Origin of the sequence: Calidifontimicrobium sp. SYSU G02091, assembly GCF_022631395.1 — a bacterium.
Taxonomy (GTDB): Bacteria; Pseudomonadota; Gammaproteobacteria; order Burkholderiales; family Burkholderiaceae_C; genus Calidifontimicrobium; species Calidifontimicrobium sediminis.
In genome coordinates, this window is sequence record NZ_JALBGB010000007.1 from 40096 (window position 1) to 63343 (window position 23248).

The window sequence follows — 23248 nt, forward strand, 5'->3', positions numbered from 1 at the left end:
TTGGGGCGCTGCTCAGCCGCCCGTGCCGTCGGCGGCGCCCTCCGCGGTGCATTCGGCCACGATCCAGTCCGCATAGGCGGACAATGCGTGGTCCAGCCGCACGGCGACGATCTGCGGCAGCGCATACGGGTGCAGCTCGCGGATCGCACGCTCGACCTCGCCGTAGCGCGCGTCCAGCGTCTTGACGACGAGCCGCACTTCCGGCTCCTGCTGCACCTTGCCGTCCCAGCGGTAGACGCTGTCGATCGCCGACAGCTGCACGCACGCCGCGAGCCGCCGCTCGACGAGGGCGTGCGCGATGCGCAGCGCCTCGTCACGCGTGGCGCAGGTGGTGACGACGGCGACCGGCGTCGCCGTGGCGCGGTCCGCGTCAGCCACCGAACAGTGCCAGCACGACCGACAGCAGCGTCAGCGCCGGGCTGACCGGGCGCAGCAGGTCGCTGACGCGGTCGGTCTCGACGTTGCGCATCGGCGTGCCGCGGTCGAGCGTGTTGTTGACGAAAGGCGTCAGGTCCGCGATGCCGCGCTCCTCGATGCCGGTGCCGCTGAAGTCGATGACCGTCAGGCAGTGCGAGTCGTTGAACCAGCGGAACCACGGCACGTGGTACGCGACGTTGTTCAGGCCCGCCAGCGTCGGCACCCAGTTCGCGAGGTCGCGGTCCCAGCGCTGCTGCAGCAGCAGGCGGCGCGCGAGGTCGCTCGGCGCGCTCGCGATCTCGGGGTAGAACTTCTCGTAGCTGAACGCCGAGAAGTTGCCGTCGGCGCCGAACACGGCGTAGGCGAAGCGGTCCTGCGGATACCTCAGCGCCAGCGCGCGGTGGATCGTGCCGAGGTCGTCGGCGTCGAAGCCCGGCAGCGCGGCGTACTGCGTGACCATGCCGCCCGACTCGTCGAGCCCCCACACCGTGCGGATCTTCTCGTGCAGCGGCAGCGACGGGTGCTGGTCCGGCGTGCTCGAGCGCGGCGCCGGGAACAGCGGCCCCGAGTCGGCCAGCAGCGAGGTGCGCCCGGTCGGCGCCAGCGTGTCGCGCACGATCGGGTAGGTCGCCGTCGAGCCGACGCCGCCGGCCGAGAAGCCGGTCAGCAGCAGCTGGTTCGGCCGCCCGAGGTGGCTGCGCAGCCACTGCGCCGCGGCGCGCACGTTGGCCTGGCCGCGGTGGAACTGCGTACGCGGGGCGGCCGGGTTCGCGTCTGCGTACACCTGCACCTTGCTGCCGGTGTGCACGTCGCCGGTGCAGTAGGGCAGGTAGACCATGTTCCAGCTCTGCGTGCGCACGCTCTGGAACGGGTTCAGCCGCGCGCTGAACGGCGTCACGTAGCCGTAGGCGGCGCTGTTGAACTGGCTCAGGTAGTCGGTCGGTATGCCGTTGGGGTTGGCTGCGCTGAGCTTGCCCTGGCCTTCGCACGCGGCTTGGTCCCAGCAGGCGCCGCCGCCCTCGAAGACGATCACGGTGTCGCGCGTCAGCAGCGCGCGGTTGACGAAGAAGGTGTACGGCGTGCCGTTGCCGCACGACGCGCCGGTGGACACCGGCAGCGTCACCGGCACCCACTGGTAGTACTGGGCCAGCGCCCACGACGGCGCCGCCATCACCACAGCCGCCACGGCGGCCCGCCACCACGATCGCAAGGTCTTCATCGCGCTCCTCCTGCGGGGTTGTTGCCGCCGGCCGGCGGCGTCGTGAACACGGACCGGCGCAGCGCCTCGAGCTCGGCCTCGAGCCGCTGCGCGTCGCGCTGCGCCGGCGGCAGCGCCTGCCACGCGGCGACGATGGCCGCCTGGCGGCGCGCGAACTCGGCCTCGCGCGCATCGGGCGGCGGCGCTGCGGCGCGCGCGGCCGCGTCGGCCTCGGCGCGCCACGCCTTCAGCGCCGCATCGCGCGCCGCGGCGTCGGGCTGCAGCACCTCGAGCAGCGCGGCCTTGACGAAGGCCGCCTCGCCGGCGGTCATCTCGCGCTGCGCGAGGCGTTCGCCGAGGCCGTCGTCGAGCGTGCGCGCGAGCGCGCGCAGGTCGTCGTCGATGGCGCCCATCGCACGGCGCTGCAGGAACGCCTGCCACTGCGCCGTGAACTGCAGGTACGCGGCCACGCGCGCGATCTCGGCGTCGCGCTGCGGGTGGTCGGCCAGCGTCGCGCGCAGTTCGCGGTACTGCTCGGGCGTCAGGCCGGCGGGGATGTCGGTATCGGCCGCCGCGCGCGGATCGCCGGGCGCCGAAATGCCCGTGCCCGCCGGCGCGATCGCCGCCGCGCCCGGCGACGCCGCCTGCAACGCGGCCGGTGATGACATGCCGGAGACCAAAGGCGGCGTCGGCGCCGTCGACGGCGTCCCGCCGGACGGCGCGTCGTCGAGCAGCCACCACGCCCCGCCCGCGAGCGCGGCCACCGCGACGACGGCGATGCCGGCGAGTCGCGGTCGCGAAGCGCGGTGAGAAGTGCGGTGAGAAGCGGCAGGGCGCACACCGCCACTATGGCCGCACGCCGGCTCGCGGCAACGGGGTTTGCCCCCGGAGCCCACAGAACGCGGCGCCCGCTGTCAGTGGGCGAGGAACGTGCGGATCGCGTCGGCCGCCTTGCCGATCGCGAGCACGCCGTCGAGGTGGCCGCCGTCGCCGTCGATTTCGAACACCTCGGCGCGCTTGCCCAGGCTGCGCAGCTTGTCAGCCGCCTTGCGCGAGCGCTCGGGCGGGAAGATCAGGTCGCTGCTGGCGGGCACGAACAGCACCTTGGCCTGGATGCGGCCGGCTTCCGCCTCGACGTCGAACAGCTGATTGGCCTTGGCCATGTAGATCTTGTGGTTGGCGTCCGTCGTGGCGGCGCGCGCGATGCCGGCCTTGACCAGCGTGTCCTCGATCAGGAAGCGGTTCTCGATCGCGTCGCCCGGCGGCCTGGCCGGGTCGGCGGGCTTGTAGCCGAAGGCCTTCTCGGCCCAGCCCCAGTGGCGCGCCGTCAGCGTCACCAGCTTGAGCGCCTGCGCGACACCGTCGCGCGGCTCGTCGCGGCCGTAGTAGTCGCCGCCGTTCCACTTCGGGTCCTGCTTGATCGGCGCGACCCATGCCTCGAGCAGCGCGATGGCCCACGGAGAGATCGACAGCCCGGGAGGGATCACCGCGATCGCACGCTCGACGAAGTCGGGGTAGGTCACGGCCCACTCCATCGTCTGCACCGCACCGCCCGAGGCGCCGGCCACCGCATACAGCTTCTTGACGCCCAGCGCGTCGAGCAGCGCCTTGTGCACGCGCACCGAGTCGCGCATGCGGATCACCGGGAAGCTCATGCCGTACGGCCGGCCCGTGTCGGGGTTGATCGACGACGGGCCCGTCGTCGTCACGTTCGGATCCTTCGTGTTCAGGTTCGACAGCGTGTCGGCGCTGACGACGAAGAAGCGGTTGGTGTCGATCGCCTTGCCGGGGCCGATGATCGCGTCCCAGTAGCCCGGCGCGGCGTCGCCCGGCTTGTAGCGTCCTGCGGCGTGCGACGTGCCCGAGTAGAAGTGCGCGATGAACACGGCATTGTCGCCCGCGGCGTTCAGGCGACCGTAGGTCTCGTAGCCGACGCGCACCTGCTTGATCGTCGCGCCGCCCACCGTCGTGTAGCTCGGCAGCTCGAACACCTTCTTCTCGGTCAGCAGTACGTCCTGCGCCTGCGCGGCGAACACCGCCGCACCCAGCGCCACCGCCCACAAGGGCCTGAGCCATCGCTTCATCGTTGTCGCCTCCTCGGTTGACCGGTCACGGTGCCCACACCGTGCCGCGGCCATCGTAGCGCCGCGCGGCGCGACGGCGATCCGGGAGAAACCGGCAGGCTCTGCGACCGCCTCGGCGTCGCGCGTGCCACTGGCGCCGAACGCCGGCAGCTCGCCGCGCACCTCGGCGTGGCGCACCGACACCGCCGGGGCGGTGCCTCAAGCCACGCCGACGGTGCGCAGCTGCCGGTCGTGCAGGCGCGACAGTGCGAGCAGGGCGGCAACGGCACCGATCAGCGCGAAGAACATGTCCGACTGCGTGTCCCACGGGTCGCCCTGCGTGCCGAGGAACTCGTCGGCACCTTGGCCCAGCGCGAGCGCCGCGGCCCACTCGATCAGCTCGTAGGTCGCGCTGATGGCCAGCACCACGCACACGACGAGGAACGCGAGCATGCGCCGCCCGCGCACGAACTGCCCGCGCCGCAGCACCTCGCGCGCCGCCAGCGCCGGCACGAAGCCCTGCATGAAGTGGCCGATCTTGTCGTACGGGTCGCGCGTGTTCATCAAGCTCACGCGCGTCAGGGGTCACACCTACGCCCAGCTCGTGGAGTCGTTCCGCGACGCCAACGGCCAGCCGCGCCAGCGCAACCTGGCCACCCTCGGGCGCGTCGACGAGAACGGCGGCCAGGTCGACAAGCTGCTGCACGCGCTGCTCAAGGCGCGCGGCCATGGTCCTCGAGATACCGCCACGCCGCAGGTGCGCTTCGAGTCCGCGCTGGCCTTGGGCGACGTCTGGGCGCTCGATCAGCTGTGGCGCGAACTGGGCTTCGATGCGCTGGCGGGCGTCTTCCGCCGCGCCCGCTACACCACGCCGGTCGAGCACGCTCTTCGCGTGATGGTCTTCAACCGCCTGTGCGACCCCGACTCCAAGCTCGGCGTGCTGCGCTGGTTGCAGACGGTGAGCATGCCCGGCATCGACGCCGCAAAGCTGACCCACCAGCAGCTGCTGCGCAGCATGGACGCGCTGATGGACCATCAGGGCGCGGTCGACGAGGCCGTGGCGCACCTGCTGCGCCCGCTGATCGACGAGGAGCTGTCGGTGGTCTTCTACGACCTGACCACCATCCGCACCGAAGGGCTGAGCGAGCAAGACGGCGACGTGCGCCACCACGGGATGTCCAAGGAAGGCGTCGTCGCCCGCCAGTTCATGCTGGGCGTGGTGCAGACCGCCTGCGGCATGCCGATCTACCACGAGGTCTTCGACGGCCACACGGCCGAGGTCGCCACGCTCAAGCCCACGCTGGTGAAGGTGCTCGGGCGCTACCCGCACATCCGCCGGCTGATCGTCGTGGCCGACCGGGGGCTGCTGTCGGTGGACAACATCGACGAGCTCTGCCAGCTCAAGGACAGCGGCGGCAAGCCGCTGGAGTTCATCCTGGCCGTTCCGGGTCGCCGCTATGGGGACTTCGTCGAACTGCTGCAGCCGCTGCGCGCCAGGATGGACGCCGCCACGAGCGAGGTCATCGACGAGGTGCGCTGGCAGGGGCATCGTCTGGTGGTGGCCCACCACCCCGAGCGGGCGCGCGAGCAGACCGAGCTGCGGCGACAGCGCATCGCCGAACTCGAGGCCCGCGCCGCCCAGCTGGCCGGCAAGCTCGACGGCCAGGACGCCGGAGAGGTCCACCGCGGCAGGAAGCTCAGCGACTGCGGCGCCAAGGCGCGGTTCTTCCACGAGGTCAGCGATGCGCGCCTGGCCAGCATCGTGCGGGTGGACCTGAAGGCGGAACTCTTCACCTACGCCATCGACGAGCGCATGCTCGAGCGCGCCGAGACGATGGACGGCAAGCTGCTGCTGGTGACCAACGTGCCGGACCTCGATGCGGCCGAGATCGTCGCCCGCTACAAGAGCCTGGCCGACATCGAGCGCGGCTTCAGGGTGCTGAAGTCCGAGATCGAGATCGCGCCGGTGTTCCACCGCCTGCCCGAGCGCATCCGCGCGCACGCGAGCATCTGCTTCATGGCGCTGATCCTGTACCGGGTGATGCGCCGGCGGCTCAAGCTCGCGGGCCGCAGCCTGAGCCCCGACGCGGCGCTGGAGCGGCTGCGCCGCGTGCAGCGTCACACCGTCTGCATCAACGACGGCGTGCCCCTGCAGGGCATCTCCACCATCAACCACGAACAGGCCAGCGTGCTGGCCGCGCTCAAGCTCAAGAAGCCCACGCCCGACCCCCAGATGAGCCTGTTGTAGTGGCAATCCGAGCGGCTGCCCTATACAGATCAATAGGTTGCGTCGCTTGGTGTCGAAGCTGGCGTCCCAGCAAGTGGTGTAACTTCACAAGGGCGCGGCAAGCTGCTTCGGGCTACGCCCTGCGCACCTTGCCGCGCCCTTGTGGCTTGTGGAGTTACACCACTTGCTGGAACGCCAGCGTGTGGGGGGCGGCGGCGGCTGAAGTGGCCCCGGTTCCACCGACACTTTGCGTTGCGACCGCAAGGAAGAGCCCGAGGAGCCGAAACGCCTGCTGCCCGAGGGGGCTTTCGTTGGCGTCCCGGTGCGTCGTGCCGGCCGGCGCCCAGGCCGTTCGGGTCGCCCGCTCGACGGCATGGCTTTGACTACTCGGGCGCCCGTTCGAGCACCGCGACGTCGGGGCCGAGCGTCATCGTCAGCTCGCGGTAGAACTTGGTCACCTCGATCGCGAGGCGCACCGTCTGCCCGGGTTGCAGCTTCTCGACACCGAGCAGCGACGGCGGGATCAGCGCTTCGACCTGCACGTGCGGCAGCAGCGTGTCGATGACTTGCGCGAGGCCGCGCGGGTCGAGCCGCTCGACGGGTCGCTCGCCGTTGTAGCGCCACAGCTGCGGCACGAGCACGAAGCGTTCGGGCGCCGTCGGGTGCGTGCGCGGCGCGAGGTGCAGCGCGTAGCGGCGTTCGCCGGCGCCGGCGTCCACCGTGATGCGCAGGCGGTACGTCTCCGACAGCGGGAACTCGCCGTCGTGGGCCAGCAGGTCGAGGTCGACGTGGTTCTGCCCGATGTGGAAGACGTGCAAGCCCCGGTCGCTCCACGCGACGTGCACGTCGCCGAACGGTACGTACGGCGCCGGCGTCGAGAAGCGAACGAGGCGGGTGCCGGCCTTGTCGGTCCAGTCGAGCAGCGAGTTGTCGGCCGCGTCGAGCGTGCCGGTGGCGCGGCGGATCGTGCGCGGTTTCGAGACTGGCGCGTGGTCGGCCCAGCGCGCCTGCGCATGCAGCGCGGGCAGCGTCGGGTTCAGCGCCGCGAACGCCGCGACGAGCTCCTCGTACGGCCGGTCGTGGATGTCGACCAGGCCCATGTTGAAGTCTTCGCCGTCGCTGCGCCCGCCGGTGGGTTCGTCGTAGTACTGGAACCAGTGCACGCCGACGACGTTGGGGAACGACGCGAAGTGGCGCATCGCCGCGGTGGCGCCGCGCACGCGCTCGGCCTGCGTCTTCACGTGCATCAGGTGGCCGTTGTTGCTGTTGCCGCTGCGGTTCTCGTCGGCGGCGAAGAAGAACTCCGACACCAGCACCGGCGCGCCCGAGAGGTCGCGCAGCCCCTCGAAGTAGTACGGCGCGACCCAGCCGTCGGGCACGTCGACGTTGTAGTTGGTCGACAGCACGTCGACGAGGCCGCGCTGCGCGAGCACGGCGTCCTGGTTGTAGTACAGCGGCAGGCGGTCGCCCATCACGAGCGCGCGCGGGTCGGCGTCGCGCAGCGCGTCGTGCACGAGCCGGTAGTAGCGTCCGGCGATCAGCCGCGTGAACGCGGCGATCGCGTGGATGCCCTGGCCGCCGGGGCGCAGCTTCAGCGCCGCGCCGCGCGCCTTGAGCCGCTCGAACGAGTCCAGCCCCGGCGAAACCGGCACGAAGTCGGCGAGCAGCCGCTCCCAGCGGCCGTCGTAGCGGTCGTGCAGCAGCTGCCACAGCACCTGCTTCGACGAGAACTGCCAGTCGAGCTCGAGGTGCCACAGGAAAAGCGGCGAGCTCCACCAGCCGACCTCGTTGTCGGTGAAGCGGCCGATCACGCGCGGGTTGCCGCGCTGTGCGGCGACGATCTCGCGCGCGACGGCGCGCGTGGTCTCGGCCTTCTGCGGGTCGAAGATGTCGTACCAGTGCAGCTGGGCCTTGCGGCCGAGGTCGATCTCGGGCACCAGCGGCAGGCTCATCACCGCCGACTCGTCGGACCACCCGCCGGCCGTGTTGAAGCCCCACGCGCGCAGGCGCCGCTCGGTGGCTGTGCCCCACGCGGCGAGCGACGGGTGGTGGCGGCCCCAGAAGTAGGCGCGTCCGGTGCGTGCCTTGTCGTCGTCGTCGCCGCCGTTGACGGTGTTGACGCCCAGCGAGAAGAAGCGCTGCCCGTCGGGCTGCACGAGCCAGTGCACGCCGTCGTGCCGCGTCGTCGACCAGCCGCCTGCCGCGGCGACCGCCGGCGGCAGCAGGGCGGCCAGCGCGAGCACGGCCGTGGCCGCTGCCGAGCGCAGAGCGCGCACGACGCTCGGCGCGCGGTCGGGCCGTCGCGGCGAGGGGGAACTGGGCTGTTCGCTGGCCCGGGCGTGGAGGGCGTGGAGGGCGGGGGTGGCGGGCAAGGGCACGAGCAGGCAGACGGGCGGCGACGCGCGCGATTGTCGCGGCACCACCGAAATGCGGCCGTGGCGGTCGGGCGTGCGCACCGCCGTGCGCCAGCGCTCAGCCGGTGGATCGCACCGCGTCGTGCGAGAAGCCGGCGATGCGCTTGTACTCGTCGGAAATGCGGCGCAGCTCGTCCTGGCTGATCAGGTCGTCGATGTGGCGGAACGGCTTGCCGCCGCTGAGCCGGTCGACGAGGATGTTGATGTAGTCGGGCGGCGTCGTGCGGTTGGTCTGCACGATGCGCGCGGTCGCCGGCCGGCGCTCGTCGTCGTAGCGCTGCAGCGCGGCCAGCGGGTCGCCGCCGGCGGCCAGCAGCGTGGCCAGCGTGCGCGCGTCGATCAGCGCCTGCGCCGAGCCGTTCGACCCGCGCGGGTACATCGGGTGCGCCGCGTCGCCCATCAGCGTGACGCGGCCGAAGGTCCAGCGCCCGACCGGGTCCTTGTCGACCATCGGGTACTCGAGCACCTGGTCGGCGTCGGCGATCAGCTTCGGCACGTCGAGCCAGTCGAAGCGCCAGTCGGCGAAGATCGCCTCGAAGTCCTTGCGTTCGCCCGGGCGGTTCCAGTCGTTCATCTGCGCGCGGTCGCCCTGGATCTCGGCCATCCAGTTGATCAGCTGCCGGCCCTGGTCGTCGACGTCGTCGACGATCGGGTAGATCACCATCTTGCCGGTCTCGATCGAGCCGATGCGCAGGTAGGTCCGGCCGCCGAGGATCGGTGCGTGGCGCGTGACGCCGCGCCAGGTGTTGATGCCGGCGAAGGCGAGCCGCTCGTCGGGGTAGAACTGCCGGCGCACCGCCGAGTTGACGCCGTCGCAGGCGACGACGACGTCGCCGCGCACCGGCTCGCGCCGCGTGCCATCGGGCGCGGTGAAGTGCACCGTGACGCCGCGTTCGTCCTGCTCGACGCCGATGCAGCGGCAGCCGGTGTGCACGTGCTGCGCGCCCAGCCGCTCGAGCGCGGCCTCGTACAGGATGCGGTGCAGCCGGCCGCGGTGGATGCCGATCTCGGGCAGCGGATAACCGGCGTGGCGGCCGCGCGGCTCGCGGTAGATCAGCTGGCCGAAGCGGTTGTAGAAGGCGCTTTCCTCGTTCTCGATGCCCGCGGCCTCGAGCTGCGGCTGCACGCCCAGCGCCGCGAGCTCGCGCATCGCGTGCGGCAGCAGCGTGATACCCACGCCGAGCTCGCGCACCTCGGGCACGGCCTCGTAGACGTCGCACGCGAGGCCGCGCTGGTGCAGCGCGAGCGCGAAGCCCAGCCCGGCGATGCCGCCGCCGACGACGATCACGCGGGGGTGCTGCATGGCGCTTCGCCCGGCGTCAGTCGGGCGTGATGCCGTTGCGCTTGATCAGCGCGCCCCACATCGGGTAGTCCTTCGCTCCCTGAGCGGCGAGTTCCTGCGGCGTCGACGACGCGGCGTCCATGCCGGCCTTGGCGAGCACGTCGCGCACGTCGGGCAGCTGCAGGATCGACGCGATCTCGGTGTTGAGCCGCCGCACGACGGCCTCCGGCGTCTTGGCCGGCACGTAGAACGCGTACCAGAGGTCGACGTCGACGCCCTTGATGCCGAGTTCGGCGAACGTGGGCACGTCGGGCGCGATCGGGTGGCGCTTCGCGCTGCCGACCGCCAGCGGCACCAGCCGTCCCGACTTGACCATGCCCTGCGCGACGTGGATCGGCAGGAAGCCCACCATCAGTTCGCCGCCGAGCAGGTCCTGCGTGTAGCCGGCCGTGCCGCGGTACGGCACGTGCAGCACGAACAGCCCGGTCTGCGCCTTGAACAGCTCCATCGCCATGTGGTGCGGCGTGCCCACGCCCGGCGAGCCGTAGACGATGTGCCCCGGCCGCTCCTTCGCCGCGGCGACGAAGTCCGCGAGCGACTTGAACCCCGTCTTCGGGTGCGCCACCAGCATCAGCGAGCCCCAGGCGGCCATCGACACCGGCGCGAAGTCCTTCAGCGGGTCGAACGGCACGTTCTTGTACAGCTGCGACGCGATCAGCATCGTGTTCGCGCCCATCAGGATCGTGTGGCCGTCGGGGGCGGCCTTGGCGACCTGGTCGGCGCCGATGTTGCCGCTGGCGCCCGGCTGGTTGATCACGACCACCGGCTGGCCGAGCCGCTCCTGCAGCTTCGGCGCGACGGTGCGCGCGATCGTGTCCATGCCGGTGCCGGGCGTGAACGGCACGATGATGCGCACGTTCTGCGTCGGGTAGGTCTGCGCGTGGGCGAAGGCGGCCAGCGCCAGCGCGGCGCCGGCCACGGCGGCGCGAACAAGGTTCGAAAGCATCGGGTCTCCTCGGCTTGTCGTCGTTGCGGCGGGTCTCAGGCGATCTTGAACACCGCCTGTGCGTTGGTCTGGAAGAAGCGAGTCTTGTCCGCCAGCGGCATGTCCATCGCGTCGAGGAAGCCGACCTCGTCGACGGCGTACTGGTACGGATAGTCCATCGCATACAGCACGCGGTCGCTGCCCATGAAGTCCTGCGTGAACTTCACCGCCGGCTCCCACGCGACGCCGCTGTTGGTGATGTAGAAGTGCTCGCGCAGATACTCGCTCGGCCGGCGCTGCAGCGGCTTGACACTGGCGTAGCGCTGCGACGCGACGGTGGCGCGGTGCATGTAGTCGATGCGGTAGGCCCAGAACGGCAGCGCCTCGCCCATGTGGCCGATGACCATGCGCAGCTTCGGGAAGCGGTCGAACACGCCGGCGGTGATGATGCGCAGCGCGTGCAGACCGGTCTCGACGCCGAAGCCGTAGATCGCGCCGTCCAGCCCGCACTCATAGAACGGCTCGTACATGCCCTTGGGCAGCGCGTTCGGGTGCAGGTAGATCGGCGTGTCGTACGCCTGCGCGGCCTCGAAGATCTCCCAGAACTTCGGGTCCGAGAGGTACTCGCCCTGCGTGTGCGAGTTGATGACCACCGCGTGGATGCCGAGCCGGTTGACGCCGCGCTCGATCTCCTTCGCCGCGGCGGCCGGGTCCTGCGGCGCCACCGCGAGCATGCCGGCGAAGCGCGTCGGGTGGCGGCGGATCGCGTCGGCGAGGAAGTCGTTGGCCTCGCGCGCGAACGAGACGGCGGTAGCACTGTCCATCACCTGCACGCCGGGCGAGGTCAGCGCGAGCACCTGCATGTCGATGCCGGCAGCGTCCATGTGCGCCAGGCGCAGCGCGTCGAGGTCGGTCAGGCAGCGCATGATGTGGCGCGCACGCTCGCTCGGGCTCGTCATGTAGAAGCCCATCAGGCCGCGAAAGCCCGCGTCGGCGTCGCCGCGCTCGAGCAGGCGCCGGTAGATGTCGAGCATCGCCGGTGGCGCAAAGGCCTCCTCAGTCGCGATGCGCTTGTAGGGCGCCGGTGCGGGCCGCCGGGTCGAGGCGGGGTCGGGCAGCAGCATGCGGGGGTCTCCTCGTCAGTTGTCGTCGACGCGAGGCGTGACGCCCCGGCGCAGCGCGCCGGTAAGGCGGCGCGGCGGCGCACGTTACCTCAGTGCGTGCGGCGGCGCAGGGGCCACGGGAAAGTACCGGCCCCGCGAGCACGGGGCGCTTCGGCCGCCGCGCTCAGCGCGGGCCGACGCCGAGCTTGATCAGCAGGCGCAGGTACTCGAGCTCGGCGTGCAGCTGCTGCAGGCGCTGCTTGAGCTCCTGCCACGCCTGCAGCGCCTCGGCAGCGCTGGGCGCAGGGTTGGCGGGGCGGCGTTGCGGCTTGTCCATGGCGTGATGCTCTGGAGGCACGCCCGGTGGGTCAACCCCGCGATCCGGTGGGCCACCCGACGCGCGCGGGCGGGCGAGGAGGGCGGTCGCGCCATGCTCCAGAATCGGGGGGTTCGTGTCGCCCGCGGCGGGCGGCGCCGCGGCCCCGGTCGGCGGGGCCATGCACCGCTGCCGCGACCGGCCCAGCGTCCGATCACCACCCCACACGGAGAGCTCCCGTCATGACGTCCCTGTCCCACCGCCGCTTCCTGCGCGCCTCGGCCGCGCTGTTCACCGGCGTGCTGCTCGCCGCCTGCGGCAAGGCCCCCGAACCCGCGCCGGCGCCCGCCCCGGCGCCGCAGGCCGCGGCTCCGGCGCCGGCGCCCGCGCCCGTCAAGGTCTACACCGTCGGCACCGATGCCGCGTACGCGCCGTTCGAGTCGCAGAACGAGAAGGGCGAAATCGTCGGCTTCTCGGTCGACCTGCTCAACGCGATCGCCGCGAAGGCCGGCATCGAGGTCAAGTTCGTCAACACGCCGTGGGAAGGCATCTTCAACTCGCTGCAGCAGGGCGACCGCGACCTGCTGATCTCGTCGATCACGATCACCGACGAGCGCAAGCAGACGATGGACTTCTCCGACCCGTACTTCGACGCGCACCAGCTGATCGCGGTGCCCGAGAAGTCGAAGGTCGCCAAGTTCGACGACCTGAAGAAGCTCAAGGTCGGCGTGCAGACCGGCACCACCGGCGACGAGGTCGTCACCAAGCTGCTCGGCAAGACGAACACCAACGTCAAGCGCTTCGAGTCGACGCCGCTGGCGCTCAAGGAGCTCGAGGCGGGTGGCGTCGACGCGGTCGTCGCCGACAACGGCGTCGTCATCAACTACGTCGCCAACCACCCGACGGCCAAGTTCCGCACGATCAACGACCCGGCGTTCGAGCCCGAGCAGTACGGCATCGCGGTGAAGAAGGGCAACACCGAGCTGCTCGAGAAGATCAACAAGGGGCTGGCCGAGATCCGCGCCGACGGCACCTACGACCGCATCTACGCGCAGCACTTCGGCGAGAAGAAGTAAGCGTCACCCGGAGGCCCGATGGACCTGCGCTGGGGCATCCTCGCCGGCTACGGGCCCCTGTTCGCGCAGGGGCTCGCGATGACGGTGATGCTCACCGTCGTCTCGCTGTCGCTGGGCATGGTGCTCGGCCTGCTGTCGGGGCTGGTGTCGTCGTCGCGCGACCAGCCGCTGCCGCGCTCGCCGTGGCGCTGGCCGCTGTACGGCCTGCAGTGGCTCGTCTCGGCCTACGTCACGTTCTTCCGCGGCACCCCGCTGTTCGTGCAGATCCTGCTCGTGCACTTCGCGCTGATGCCGATGCTGGTGCACCCCGACGACGGGCTGCTCGTCTCGGGCGAGCTCGCGCGCACGTTCCGCCAGAACCACGGCGCGTTCCTGTCGGGCGTGCTGGCGCTGACGCTCAACGCCGGCGCGTACATCTCGGAGATCTTCCGCGCCGGCATCCAATCGATCGCCGCCGGCCAGTGGCAGGCGGCGCAGGCGCTGGGCCTGAACCACGCGCAGACGCTGCGGCTGGTGATCCTGCCGCAGGCGTTCCGCCGCATGGTGCCGGCCTTCGTCAACGAGGCGATCACGCTGACGAAGGACTCGTCGCTGGTGTCGGCGATCGGGCTGGCCGAACTGGCGCTCGCGGCGCGCACGGTGGCCGGCGCGTACTCGCGCTACTGGGAGCCGTACCTCGCGATCTCGGCGATGTACCTGCTGCTGACCTGGAGCCTGTCGCTGCTGGCCAAGAAGCTCGAGGCGCCGGCGCACCTGCGCGGGCGCTGAGCCGGTACTCGCGCGGGCGCTGACACCCGCGCCGGCTCAGCCGCTGCGGTCGCCCGCCTCGACGAGCTTGACCAGCGCGTGCAACGCCTGGTTGACCGGCGTGGCCACACCGAGCGCGGCGCCGCGGCGTACGACGAAACCGTTGAGGTGGTCGATTTCGGTCGGCCGCCCGCGCGCGACGTCCTGCGCGGTCGACGAGCGCTGCGCCGGCATCGTCTGCGCGATGCGCTCGATGCCGGCGATCGCCTCGTCGAGCGCCAGCGCGACGCCGTCGGCCAGCGCGACCGCGACGACCTCGCGCGCAACGGCGACTTGCAGTTCGCGCACCGGTGCCAGCCGCGCCATGCGCTCGTATGGCGCCTGCGTCAGCGCCGACGCCGCGTTGTAGGCGCAGTTGAGCAGCAGCTTCATCCACAGCGCGGGGCGCACGTCGGCGACCTGTTCCACCGGCACGCCCGCGTCGGCCAGGCGCTCGATCGCGCGTCGCAGGGCACGCGCCGATGCGTCGCACCCCGCCGCGTCGGGCGCGCCGACGACGAGCCGCCCGCCGCCGTGGTACACGACGACACCGGGCGCCGGCATCTCGGTGGCGACGTAGACCACCGCCGGCGCCACCGTCGCGTGCACGTGCCGCGCGATCGCCGGCGCGTTGTCGACGCCGTTTTGCAGGCTCAGCACGACGGCGTCGGCGGCGACGTGCGGCGCGATCTGGCGCGCGACGGCCTCGGTGTCGTTCGACTTCACGCACACGAGCACGAGGTCGGCGCCGCGCACCGCGGCGGGGTCGGTCGTTGCGTCGAGCGCGACCGTCTCGACGCGCCCCTCGTGGTGCAGCTGCAGCCCGTGCGCCGCTATCGCGCGCACGTGTGCGTCGCGCGCGATCAGCGTGACGGGCTCGCCGGCGCGCGCGAGCATCGCGCCGTAGTAGCTGCCCACCGCGCCGGCACCGACGATCGTGGTGCGGCGCGGCGTCGCGTCGTCGCGCGGTGTTGATGGGGTGGGGGCGTCGGGGACGGGCATCGGGGGCGTCGTGTCGGTGCGCGTTTGTACCTCGTGCGTCGGCCGCGCCGGCGGCGGCGCGCGTGCGCCGGCTCGCCGACAATACCCCCAGGAGTGAGAAGAGACCGACCCATGAGCAAGAGCCACGTCCACCGCGTCGACGTCCACTTCGGCGACTGCGACCCCGCCGGCATCGTCTTCTTCCCGAACTTCTCGCGCTGGATGGACGAGGCATCGCTCGCGTTCTTCATGGCCTGCGGTGTGCCGCCGTGGCGCGAGCTGCTGAAGACGCGTGGCATCGTCGGCACGCCGCTGCTCGAGATCCACACGAAGTTCTACAAGCCGGCCACCTACGGCGAGACGATCGAGGTCCACACGACGATCGAGGAGTGGGCCGCGAAGACGTTCCGCCACCGCCACGTCGTCAAGCGCGGCGACGTCGTGCTGTGCGAGGGCACCGAGGTGCGCGCGTTCGTGATGCGCGACCCGGCCGACCCGGACCGCATCCGCGCGATCCCGATCCCCGAGGACATCAAGGCGCTGTGCAGCTGAGCTGCAGGCCTACATCGACAGCGACCCCTCGCGGAACGACGTCCGGTCGAGCCAGACGTTGACGAGCACCGGCCGGCCCGCGCGCGCGAGCTCGCGCGCGTGCCGCAGTGCCGGGCGCACGTCGTCGTCGCGCTGCACGAGCAGCCCGGCGGCGCCGAAGCCGGCGGCGACCTCGTGGTACGCGGTGCGCGCGAGCACGGTGCCGACGTCGTCGCCGAGCATCTTGACCTGCTCGCGCGCGATCTGCGTCCAGCCGGCGTCGTTGCCGACCACCGCGATCACCGGGATGCCCTGCCGCACGAAGCTGTCGAACTCGACGAGGCTCCAGCCGCAGGCGCCGTCGCCGAACACGATCCACACCTCGCGCCCGGGGCGCACCGTCGCCGCGCCGAGCGCGAACCCGGCGCCCACCCCCAGCGTGCCGAACGCGCCGGGGTCGAGCCAGCCCAGGGCTCCTCGCGGGCGCAGGATGTAGCTCGCGGTGCCGACGACGTCGCCGCCGTCGGCGACGAACACGGCGTCGTCGGCGGCCTCGGCGTCGAGCGCACGGAACAGCGCGAGCGGGTTGACGAACTCGCCGCGCACGGCGGCGTCGCGGTCGATCTCGGCTTCGCGCGCCGCGTCGCGCCCGCGCAGCGTCGCGAGCCACTCGGCCCAGCGCGCGGGCGCCGCGGCCGCGCGCTCGGCCAGACGCGCGATCGCGTGGCCGGCGTCGCCGATCAGCGCGATGTCGGGGCGGCGGTTCAGCCGCGCGTCGCGCGCGCTGCGGTTGGCCGCGACGAGCGTCGCGCGGCGGCGCACGTGGCGGCCGTAGTCGAGGCGGAAGTCGCACGGCACGCCGGCCAGCAGCACGCAGTCGGCCTCGCGCAGCGCGTGGCGGCGCGCATGGCGCATCTGCAGCGGGTGGTCGCGGCCGAGCAGGCCGCGCGCCATGCCCGACAGGTACACCGGCACGCCGAGCCGCTCGACGGCCTGCGCGAGCGCGCCGACGTGCCCCGCGTCGACGACGGCCTGGCTGCCGATGACCATCAGCGGCCGCTGCGCCTTTGCGAGCGCCGCCGCCGCGCGCGACAGCGCCGCGTCGCCGGCCTGCGGCACGGTCACGGGCTGCACCGCCGGCGGCGTGGTGTCGCCGCTGCCGGCGAACAGGCGCTCGGCGTGGCGGTTCAGGTACCAGTGCAGCGCGCGGTCGGCGAGGCCCGTGCCCTTGCCGGCGGCGTCGGCGTACCACTGGCGGATCAGCGCCTCGTCGTACAGCAGATCCACCGGCACCTCGACGAACACCGGCCCCGGCACGCCGGCGCGCGCGAGCGCGAACGCGTCGGCCACCGCGGGGCCGAGGTCGCGCACGCGCCGGCACGCGATGAAGCGCTTGACGTGCGGCGCCACCAGCGGGCGCTGCGCGATGTCCTGCAGCGCGCCGCGCCCCTGCAGCGCGGTCGGCGCCGCGCCGCCGAGCACGACGAGCGGCGACTGCGCGAGCTGCGCGTTCTTCAGCGCCGTGATCGTGTTCGTGATGCCGGGCCCGGCCGTCACTGCCGCGACGCCGGGCACACCGCTCAGCCGCGCCGCGGCGTCGGCGGCGAACACCGCGGTGGCCTCGTCGCGCACGTCGACGACGCGCACGCCGCGCGCCTTCGCGCCGGCGAGGATCGGCGAGATGTGCCCGCCGCACAGCGTGTACAGGTGCGTGACGCCGTGCGCGACGAGCGCCTGCGCGACGCGGTCGCCGCCGTGGCGCACGGGCACCGTCGCAGCCGCGCTCATGCCCACACCACACGGTGGCCTTCGGCGTACCAGCGCTCGACGCGGTCGGCGACCGACTTCTCGATCGCGGCGCGCTTGATCTTCATCGTCGGCGTCAGGCAGCCGTTGTCGATCGTCCACGGCTCCTTTGCGATCACGATCATCCGCAGCTTCTCGTGGTCGGCGAGCTGCGCGTTGACGCGCTCGAGCAGTGCCGCCATCTCGCGCTGCACGTCGGCGCGCACCGCGGGGTCGGCGAGCTTCGGGCGCAGGTCCTCGGCGAGCACGACGAGCGCGTACGCGGCCGGCTGGCCGACGCCCGAGACCATCGACAGCTCGACCATCGGGTGCACGTTGATCAGGTTCTCGATCGGCGCCGGCGCCACGTACTTGCCCTTGGCGGTCTTGAACAGCTCCTTCGCCCGGCCGGTGATCCGCAGCATCCCGTCGGGGCGGCGCTCGCCGAGGTCGCCGGTGCGGAAGAAGCCGTCGTCGGTGAACGACGCCGCCGTCAGCTCGGGCTGCTTGTAGTAGCCGCTGAACTGGCCGGGCGACTTGATCAGCACCTCGCCCTCGGGGCTGAGCTTGACCTCGACACCGGGCAGCGGCACGCCGACGTAGCCGGGCTCGGCGAAGCCCTCGCGCGACGAATGCGAGTACGAGTTGTCCTCCGTCATCCCGTAGCCCTCGTACAGCTTCAGCCCCAGGCGCCGGTACCAGCGGATCAGGTCGGGCGGCAGCGGCGCCGAGCCGCTGCCGGCGACCTTGACCGCGTCGAGCCCGAGGCCGGTGAGCACCTTCTTCGCGACGATCCGGCCGAGGATCGGGATCGCCAGCAGCCGATCGAGCTTGGCCGGCGGCATCTTCGCGAACACGCCGAGCTGGAACTTCAGCCACAGCCGCGGCACCGACATGAACACGGTCGGCCGCGCGCGCTTCAAGTCCTGCACGAAGGTGTCGAGCGACTCGGCGAAGAACAGGTGCGTGTCGCCGTCGACGAGCGAGGCGCCTTCGCCCCACGAGCGCTCCATGCTGTGCGCCAGCGGCAGGTACGACAGCGAGCGGCTCTCGCCCGGCCCGACGCGCGCGCGGATGTCGGCGGCGATGCCCTCGGCGGCACGCGTGAAGGCGTCGAAGCGCACCATCACGCCCTTGGGCGTGCCGGTCGAGCCCGACGTGTAGATCAGCATCGCGAGCTCGTCGGCGGTGCGCGCCGGCCGGCCCCCGATCGGCGCGGTGCGCGTCGTGATCGCGTCCCAGCCTTCGCATTCGGCGAGTGCCGACGCCGGCGCGAGCGGCAGCGCGATGCGCGGCAGGTGCGCCGGCACGCCGCCTTGCTGCTGCTCCCAGGTGTCGAGCTTGCCGACGAACAGCAGGCTCGCCTCGCTGTGCTCGAGCACGTAGCGGATCGTCTCGGCGGTCTCGGTCGGGAAGATCGCCACCGTCGTGTAGCCGCCGATCCAGATCGCCAGCTCGGCCATCACGAAGTGCGCGCAGTTCTTCGACAGGATCGCCACGCGCGCCCCGCGCGGCAGCCCCAGCGACTGCAGGTGCGCGGCCATGCGCCGCGACTGGTCGAGCACCTGGCGCCAGCTGTAGTCGCTGACGCGACCGCCGCCCAGCGGCTGCGTCAGGTAGATGCGCTCGGGGTGCGCGGCCTCGTGGGCGTAGACGTGGTCGAGGATCAGGCGGGGTTCGGGCACGGTCGTCTCCTGTCGTGGTCCTTCTCGCGGGCCGGTCGGGCGGTGGCCGCAGCGTACGCGCGGGCGCGCGCGCCGACCACTGGGGCAATCCTGCGCCGGGTGCGTTGACCCACAATGCGCGGCGATGTCCACCGCACCTGCCGCCACGCCGCGTGCCGCCGCCCAGCGGGCGGCCGAACTGCGCGCGCTGATCCAGCACCACGACCACTGCTACTACGTGCTCGACGCGCCGGAGATCCCCGACGCCGAGTACGACCGCCTGTTCCAGGAGCTGCAGGCGCTCGAGGCGCGCTACCCCGAACTGCGCACGCCCGACAGCCCGACGCAGCGCGTCGGCGGCGCGGTGCTCGAAGGCTTCGCGCCGGTCAGGCATGCGGTGCCGATGCTCAGCATCCGCACCGAGACCGACACCACCGAGGGCGGCGCGCGCGCGTTCGACGCGCGCGTGCGCCGCGAGCTCGGGCTGGCCGACGGCGACCCGCCGGTCGACTACGCGTGCGAGCTGAAGTTCGACGGCCTGGCGATCAATCTGCGCTACGAGCACGGCGTGCTCGTGCAGGCGGCCACGCGCGGCGACGGCGAGACCGGCGAGGACGTGACGCAGAACATCCGCACGATCGGCGCGATCCCGCTGAGGCTGAAGGGCGTCGACGCGCCGGTGCTCGAGGTGCGCGGCGAGGTCTACATGCGCCGCGACGACTTCGAGGCGCTCAACGAGCGCCAGCGCGCGAAGGGCGAGAAGACATTCGTCAACCCGCGCAACGCCGCGGCCGGCGCGGTGCGCCAGCTCGACCCGGCCGTCGCGCGCCAGCGGCCGCTGAGCTTCTACGCCTACGGCGTCGGCGAGGTGCGCGGCTGGACGCTGCCGGCGACGCACCACGCGACGCTCGACGCGATCGCCGCGATGGGCGTGCCGGTCGACACGCACCGCGCCGTCGTGCGCGGCGCCGACGGGCTCGTCGCGTTCCACCGCGACATCGCGGCGCAGCGCGACGCACTGCCGTTCGACATCGACGGCGTCGTCTACAAGGTCGACCGGCTCGACCTGCAGCGCGCGCTCGGCTTCGTCACCCGCGAGCCGCGCTGGGCGGTGGCGCACAAGTACCCGCCGCAGGAGCAGACGACGACGCTGCTGGCGATCGACGTGCAGGTCGGCCGCACCGGCAAGCTCACGCCGGTGGCCAAGCTCGAGCCGGTGTTCGTCGGCGGCACGACGGTGTCCAACGCGACGCTGCACAACGAGGACGAGGCGCGGCGCAAGGACGTGCGCGTCGGCGACACCGTGATCGTGCGCCGCGCCGGCGACGTGATCCCCGAAGTCGTCGGCGTCGTGCTCGACCGCCGGCCGAAGCACGTCGGCCCGCCGTTCGACATGTACCGGCTGCTGCACGGCAAGTGCCCGGCGTGCGGCAGCGCGATCGTGCGCGAGGAGGGCGAGGCCGACTGGCGCTGCACCGGCGGCCTGTTCTGCCCCGCGCAGCGCAAGGAGGCGCTGCTGCACTTCGCGAGCCGGCGCGCGATGGACATCGAGGGCCTGGGCGACAAGCTCGTCGATCAGCTCGTCGACGGCGGCATCGTGCGCACGCTGCCGGACCTGTACAAGCTCGGCGTGGCCAAGCTCGCGGCGCTCGAGCGCATGGGCGACAAGAGCGCGGCCAACCTCGTCGCCGCGATCGAGGCGAGCAAGCGCACGACGCTCGCGCGCTTCCTCTACGCGCTCGGCATCCGCCACGTCGGTGAGGCCACCGCGAAGGACCTCGCGCGCCACTTCGGCTCGCTCGACCGCATCATGGACGCCAGCGTCGACGAGCTGCTCGAGGTGCGCGACGTCGGCCCGGTGGTGGCGCGCAGCATCCGCACCTTCTTCGACCAGCCGCACAACCGCGAGGTCGTCGAGCAGCTGCGTGCCGCGGGCGTGCACTGGGACGAGCACGCGGGCGCGCCGCCCGCCGAGGCGCTGCCGCTGGCGGGCAAGACCTTCGTGCTCACCGGCACGCTGCCCACGCTCACGCGCGACGATGCGAAGGCGATGCTCGAAGCCGCCGGCGCGAAGGTCGCCGGCTCGGTGTCGAAGAAGACCGACTACGTCGTCGCCGGCGAGGCCGCCGGCAGCAAGCTCGACAAGGCGCGCGAACTCGGCATCGCGGTGATCGACGAGGCGGGGCTGCGCGCGCTGCTCGGCGGCCGATGACGCGGCCGCGGCTTCGTATCATGCGCGCCGCCACTCACGAGGAGACACGACGATGAGAACGACCCTGTCCCGCCTGGCACTGGCCGCCGCCGCGTTCGTCGCTGCCGCGCCGGCGCTGTCGGCCTGCCTGACCGACGCGCAGGTCGCCGCGCTGGCCGACGCGTACTACGACAAGCGCCCGGCGCCGAACCCCGAGGGGCTCAGCGCCGCCGACGGCGAGTGCTCGCGCGCCAAGCTGCTCGCGCTGTTCGACCTCAACCTGCGCGAGCGCGCCGGCTACAAGGCCGGGCTGACGAACCCGGCGGTGCAGAAGCGCTTCAATGCCGACGCGCCGGTGTGGGGCGTGCTCTATGCGTCGATGCTGCTGCCCGAGGGCAGTACGGTCGACGCGCGCTTCGGCGCGCGGCCGCTGTACGAGGCCGACCTGCTCGTGCGCGTGAAGGACGCGGCGGTCAACGACGCGAAGACGCCGGCCGACGTGATCGCCGCGATCGACCAGGTGATCCCGTTCATCGAGCTGCCCGACCTCGTCGTCGAGGCGCCGCCGCGGCTCAACGGCGCGGCGATCACCGCGATCAACGTCGGCGCGCGGCTGGGTGTCACCGGCCGGCCGATCGCGGTGCCGGTCACGCGCGGCGAGCGCTACCAGCTGCTCGACGCGCTCGGCAAGATGACGGTCATCGTCAAGGCCGACGGCGCCGAAGTCGACCGCGGCAAGGGCAGCGACGTGCTCGAGCACCCGCTGAATGCCGTCGTCTGGCTCGCGCACGACCTCAAGCGCCACGGGCTCGCGCTCAAGCCGGGCGACGTCGTCAGCCTCGGCTCGTTCTCGCGGCTGCTGCCGCCGAAGGCGGGGCAGAAGGTCGAGGTCGAGTACTGGGGCCTGCCCGAGCCCCGCACGGTCAGCGTGAGCTTCCGGTGACGCGGCACCGCGCGCCGGGCCCGCGCGGCGCGCGCCGCCGATGACCGCCGTCGTCGTGGCGACCTTCGCGGTCGTCTACCTCGGGATGATCGCGGGCGGGCTGCCGCGGCTGCAGCTCGACCGCACCGGCGTCGCGCTGCTCGGCGCGATCACGATCGTCGGCTCCGGCGCGCTGACGCTCGAGGAGGCGGCGCAGGCGGTGCACCTGCCGACGATCCTGCTGCTGTTCTCGTTCATGGTGATCTCGGCGCAGATGCGCCTGGGTGGCTTCTACACCTGGGTCACGCGCCGCGTCGCCGCGCTCGACGCGAGCCCGGCGGCGCTGCTCGCGGTCGTGATCGCCGTCGTCGCGGTGCTGTCGGCGGTGTTCTCGAACGACATCGTGTGCCTGGCGGTCGCGCCGGTGCTCGCCGACGCGTGCCTGCGCCGCCGGCTCGACCCGGTGCCGTTCCTGCTCGCGCTGGCGTGTGCGGCCAACATCGGCTCGGCGGCGACGCTGATCGGCAACCCGCAGAACATGCTGATCGGCCAGCGGCTCGCGCTCGACTTCGGCGGCTACCTGCTCGAGGCGATCGTGCCCGTCGTGCTCGGCCTCGCGGCGCTGTGGGGGCTGCTGGCCGCTGCGCTGCGGCGGGCGGCGCCACAGCCCGAGCCCGACGCCGCGCGGCTCGCGGCGCTCGAGGCCGAGTACCCGGCATTCGACCGCTGGCAGACGGCCAAGGGCCTCGCGGTCGCCGCGGCGCTGGTGGCGGTGTTCCTGTTCACGAGTTGGCCGCACGAGGTCGCGGCGCTGGTCGGCGCGGGCGTGCTGTTGCTGTCGCGTCGCTTCCACTCGTCGCAGGTCATGGGGCTGATCGACTGGGAGCTGCTCGTGCTGTTCATCGGCCTGTTCGTCGTCAACCAGGCGCTCGCGCACACCGGGCTCACGCACGAGGCGGTGCAGTGGCTCGCCGCGCAGGGTGTGCACCTGGGCGAGCCGGGGCCGCTGTTCGTCGTCACGCTGCTGCTGTCGAACCTGGTGTCGAACGTGCCGGCGGTGATGCTGCTGCTGCCGGTGGCCGACGGCGCGCACGCCGGGCCGACGCTGGCGCTCGTCAGCACGCTGGCGGGCAACCTGCTGATCGTCGGCTCGATCGCCAACATCATCGTCGTCGACGCGGCACGCAAGCGCGGTATCGTGATCGACTGGAAGCGCCACGCGGCCACCGGCGTGCCCGTCACGCTGGCGACGCTGGCGATCACGGCGGGCTGGATCGCGTGGCGTCACGGGTTCTGAGGAGCGCGTT

Annotated in this window: 20 protein-coding genes; 7 read left to right on the forward strand and 13 right to left on the reverse strand. The window is 72.2% G+C overall.

The window, feature by feature from the left end; genetic code table 11:
• Positions 1-12 precede the first annotated feature (12 nt).
• The 5 genes from cutA to MOJ79_RS06635 all read right to left on the reverse strand — a co-directional run bounded on the left by cutA (position 13) and on the right by MOJ79_RS06635 (position 4242).
• Positions 13-378 carry a divalent-cation tolerance protein CutA gene (gene cutA, locus MOJ79_RS06615; RefSeq protein ID WP_241923421.1) on the reverse strand — a complete coding sequence of 122 codons (366 nt, stop codon included), beginning with the start codon at positions 376-378 and terminating at the stop codon, positions 13-15.
• On the reverse strand, positions 371-1636 hold the full coding sequence (locus tag MOJ79_RS06620; RefSeq protein ID WP_241923422.1) for a pectinacetylesterase family protein: 1266 nt from the start codon (positions 1634-1636) through the stop codon (positions 371-373). Before MOJ79_RS06620 ends, cutA begins: the two co-directional genes overlap by 8 nt.
• A complete protein-coding gene (locus MOJ79_RS06625; RefSeq protein ID WP_241923423.1) occupies positions 1633-2283 on the reverse strand; it encodes a hypothetical protein in 651 nt (216 codons plus the stop codon). Before MOJ79_RS06625 ends, MOJ79_RS06620 begins: the two co-directional genes overlap by 4 nt.
• Before the next feature lie 246 nt (positions 2284-2529).
• Positions 2530-3699, reverse strand: a complete 1170-nt coding sequence (locus MOJ79_RS06630; RefSeq protein WP_241923424.1) for an E22 family MetX-like putative esterase — start codon at positions 3697-3699, stop codon at positions 2530-2532.
• A 198-nt stretch (positions 3700-3897) separates the two neighbouring features.
• Positions 3898-4242 (reverse strand): DUF2238 domain-containing protein, encoded by a 345-nt coding sequence (locus MOJ79_RS06635; protein ID WP_336606315.1) that lies wholly within the window; start codon positions 4240-4242, stop codon positions 3898-3900.
• Here MOJ79_RS06635 and MOJ79_RS06640 point away from each other — a divergent pair.
• Entirely contained in the window at positions 4235-5926 is a 1692-nt protein-coding gene (locus MOJ79_RS06640; RefSeq protein WP_241923514.1) for an IS1634 family transposase, read from the forward strand. The genes MOJ79_RS06635 and MOJ79_RS06640 overlap by 8 nt on opposite strands.
• A 362-nt stretch (positions 5927-6288) precedes the next feature.
• Here the strand turns inward: MOJ79_RS06640 and MOJ79_RS06645 are convergent, their stop codons facing one another.
• The 5 genes from MOJ79_RS06645 to MOJ79_RS06665 all read right to left on the reverse strand — a co-directional run bounded on the left by MOJ79_RS06645 (position 6289) and on the right by MOJ79_RS06665 (position 12026).
• Positions 6289-8181, reverse strand: coding sequence for a hypothetical protein (locus MOJ79_RS06645; RefSeq protein ID WP_241923425.1), 1893 nt, complete (start codon positions 8179-8181; stop codon positions 6289-6291).
• A gap of 196 nt (positions 8182-8377) precedes the next feature.
• On the reverse strand, positions 8378-9622 hold the full coding sequence (locus tag MOJ79_RS06650; protein ID WP_241923426.1) for a flavin-dependent oxidoreductase: 1245 nt from the start codon (positions 9620-9622) through the stop codon (positions 8378-8380).
• Positions 9623-9638: 16 nt separating this feature from the next.
• The gene (locus tag MOJ79_RS06655; protein ID WP_241923427.1) at positions 9639-10607 is read right to left on the reverse strand and encodes a Bug family tripartite tricarboxylate transporter substrate binding protein; all 969 of its coding nucleotides are present in this window, start codon (positions 10605-10607) and stop codon (positions 9639-9641) included.
• Between the two features lie 35 nt (positions 10608-10642).
• Positions 10643-11710 carry an amidohydrolase family protein gene (locus MOJ79_RS06660; protein ID WP_241923428.1) on the reverse strand — a complete coding sequence of 356 codons (1068 nt, stop codon included), beginning with the start codon at positions 11708-11710 and terminating at the stop codon, positions 10643-10645.
• Between the two features lie 163 nt (positions 11711-11873).
• The gene (locus MOJ79_RS06665) at positions 11874-12026 is read right to left on the reverse strand and encodes a hypothetical protein (protein WP_162910281.1); all 153 of its coding nucleotides are present in this window, start codon (positions 12024-12026) and stop codon (positions 11874-11876) included.
• A 221-nt stretch (positions 12027-12247) separates the two neighbouring features.
• Between MOJ79_RS06665 and MOJ79_RS06670 the strand changes: the two genes are divergently transcribed.
• Together MOJ79_RS06670 and MOJ79_RS06675 are read left to right on the forward strand one after the other, a co-directional pair.
• Positions 12248-13081 (forward strand): basic amino acid ABC transporter substrate-binding protein, encoded by an 834-nt coding sequence (locus tag MOJ79_RS06670; RefSeq protein ID WP_241923429.1) that lies wholly within the window; start codon positions 12248-12250, stop codon positions 13079-13081.
• Between the two features lie 18 nt (positions 13082-13099).
• A complete protein-coding gene (locus tag MOJ79_RS06675; protein ID WP_241923430.1) occupies positions 13100-13849 on the forward strand; it encodes an amino acid ABC transporter permease in 750 nt (249 codons plus the stop codon).
• A 36-nt stretch (positions 13850-13885) separates the two neighbouring features.
• Here the strand turns inward: MOJ79_RS06675 and MOJ79_RS06680 are convergent, their stop codons facing one another.
• Complete coding sequence (locus tag MOJ79_RS06680; RefSeq protein ID WP_259374360.1) at positions 13886-14869, reverse strand: ketopantoate reductase family protein; 984 nt, start codon at positions 14867-14869, stop codon at positions 13886-13888.
• A gap of 111 nt (positions 14870-14980) precedes the next feature.
• Here MOJ79_RS06680 and MOJ79_RS06685 point away from each other — a divergent pair, with 111 nt between their 5' ends.
• Positions 14981-15400: an acyl-CoA thioesterase gene (locus tag MOJ79_RS06685; protein WP_119286752.1), complete on the forward strand. Its 420-nt coding sequence runs from the start codon at positions 14981-14983 to the stop codon at positions 15398-15400.
• A 9-nt stretch (positions 15401-15409) separates the two neighbouring features.
• Here the strand turns inward: MOJ79_RS06685 and MOJ79_RS06690 are convergent, their stop codons facing one another.
• Together MOJ79_RS06690 and MOJ79_RS06695 are read right to left on the reverse strand one after the other, a co-directional pair.
• Positions 15410-17167 (reverse strand): thiamine pyrophosphate-binding protein, encoded by a 1758-nt coding sequence (locus MOJ79_RS06690; protein WP_241923431.1) that lies wholly within the window; start codon positions 17165-17167, stop codon positions 15410-15412.
• A complete protein-coding gene (locus MOJ79_RS06695) occupies positions 17164-18849 on the reverse strand; it encodes an AMP-binding protein (protein WP_241923432.1) in 1686 nt (561 codons plus the stop codon). Before MOJ79_RS06695 ends, MOJ79_RS06690 begins: the two co-directional genes overlap by 4 nt.
• A 124-nt stretch (positions 18850-18973) precedes the next feature.
• On the opposite strand from MOJ79_RS06695, the gene ligA reads away from it, so the two are divergent.
• From ligA to MOJ79_RS06710, 3 genes are read left to right on the forward strand one after another with little or no spacing between them, the layout of a single operon-like run.
• A complete protein-coding gene (gene ligA / locus MOJ79_RS06700; protein WP_241923433.1) occupies positions 18974-21040 on the forward strand; it encodes an NAD-dependent DNA ligase LigA in 2067 nt (688 codons plus the stop codon).
• A gap of 52 nt (positions 21041-21092) precedes the next feature.
• Positions 21093-21962, forward strand: a complete 870-nt coding sequence (locus tag MOJ79_RS06705; protein ID WP_241923434.1) for a 2-keto-4-pentenoate hydratase — start codon at positions 21093-21095, stop codon at positions 21960-21962.
• 40 nt (positions 21963-22002) lie between these two features.
• Complete coding sequence (locus tag MOJ79_RS06710) at positions 22003-23238, forward strand: anion transporter (protein WP_241923435.1); 1236 nt, start codon at positions 22003-22005, stop codon at positions 23236-23238.
• Positions 23239-23248: the final 10 nt, after the last annotated feature.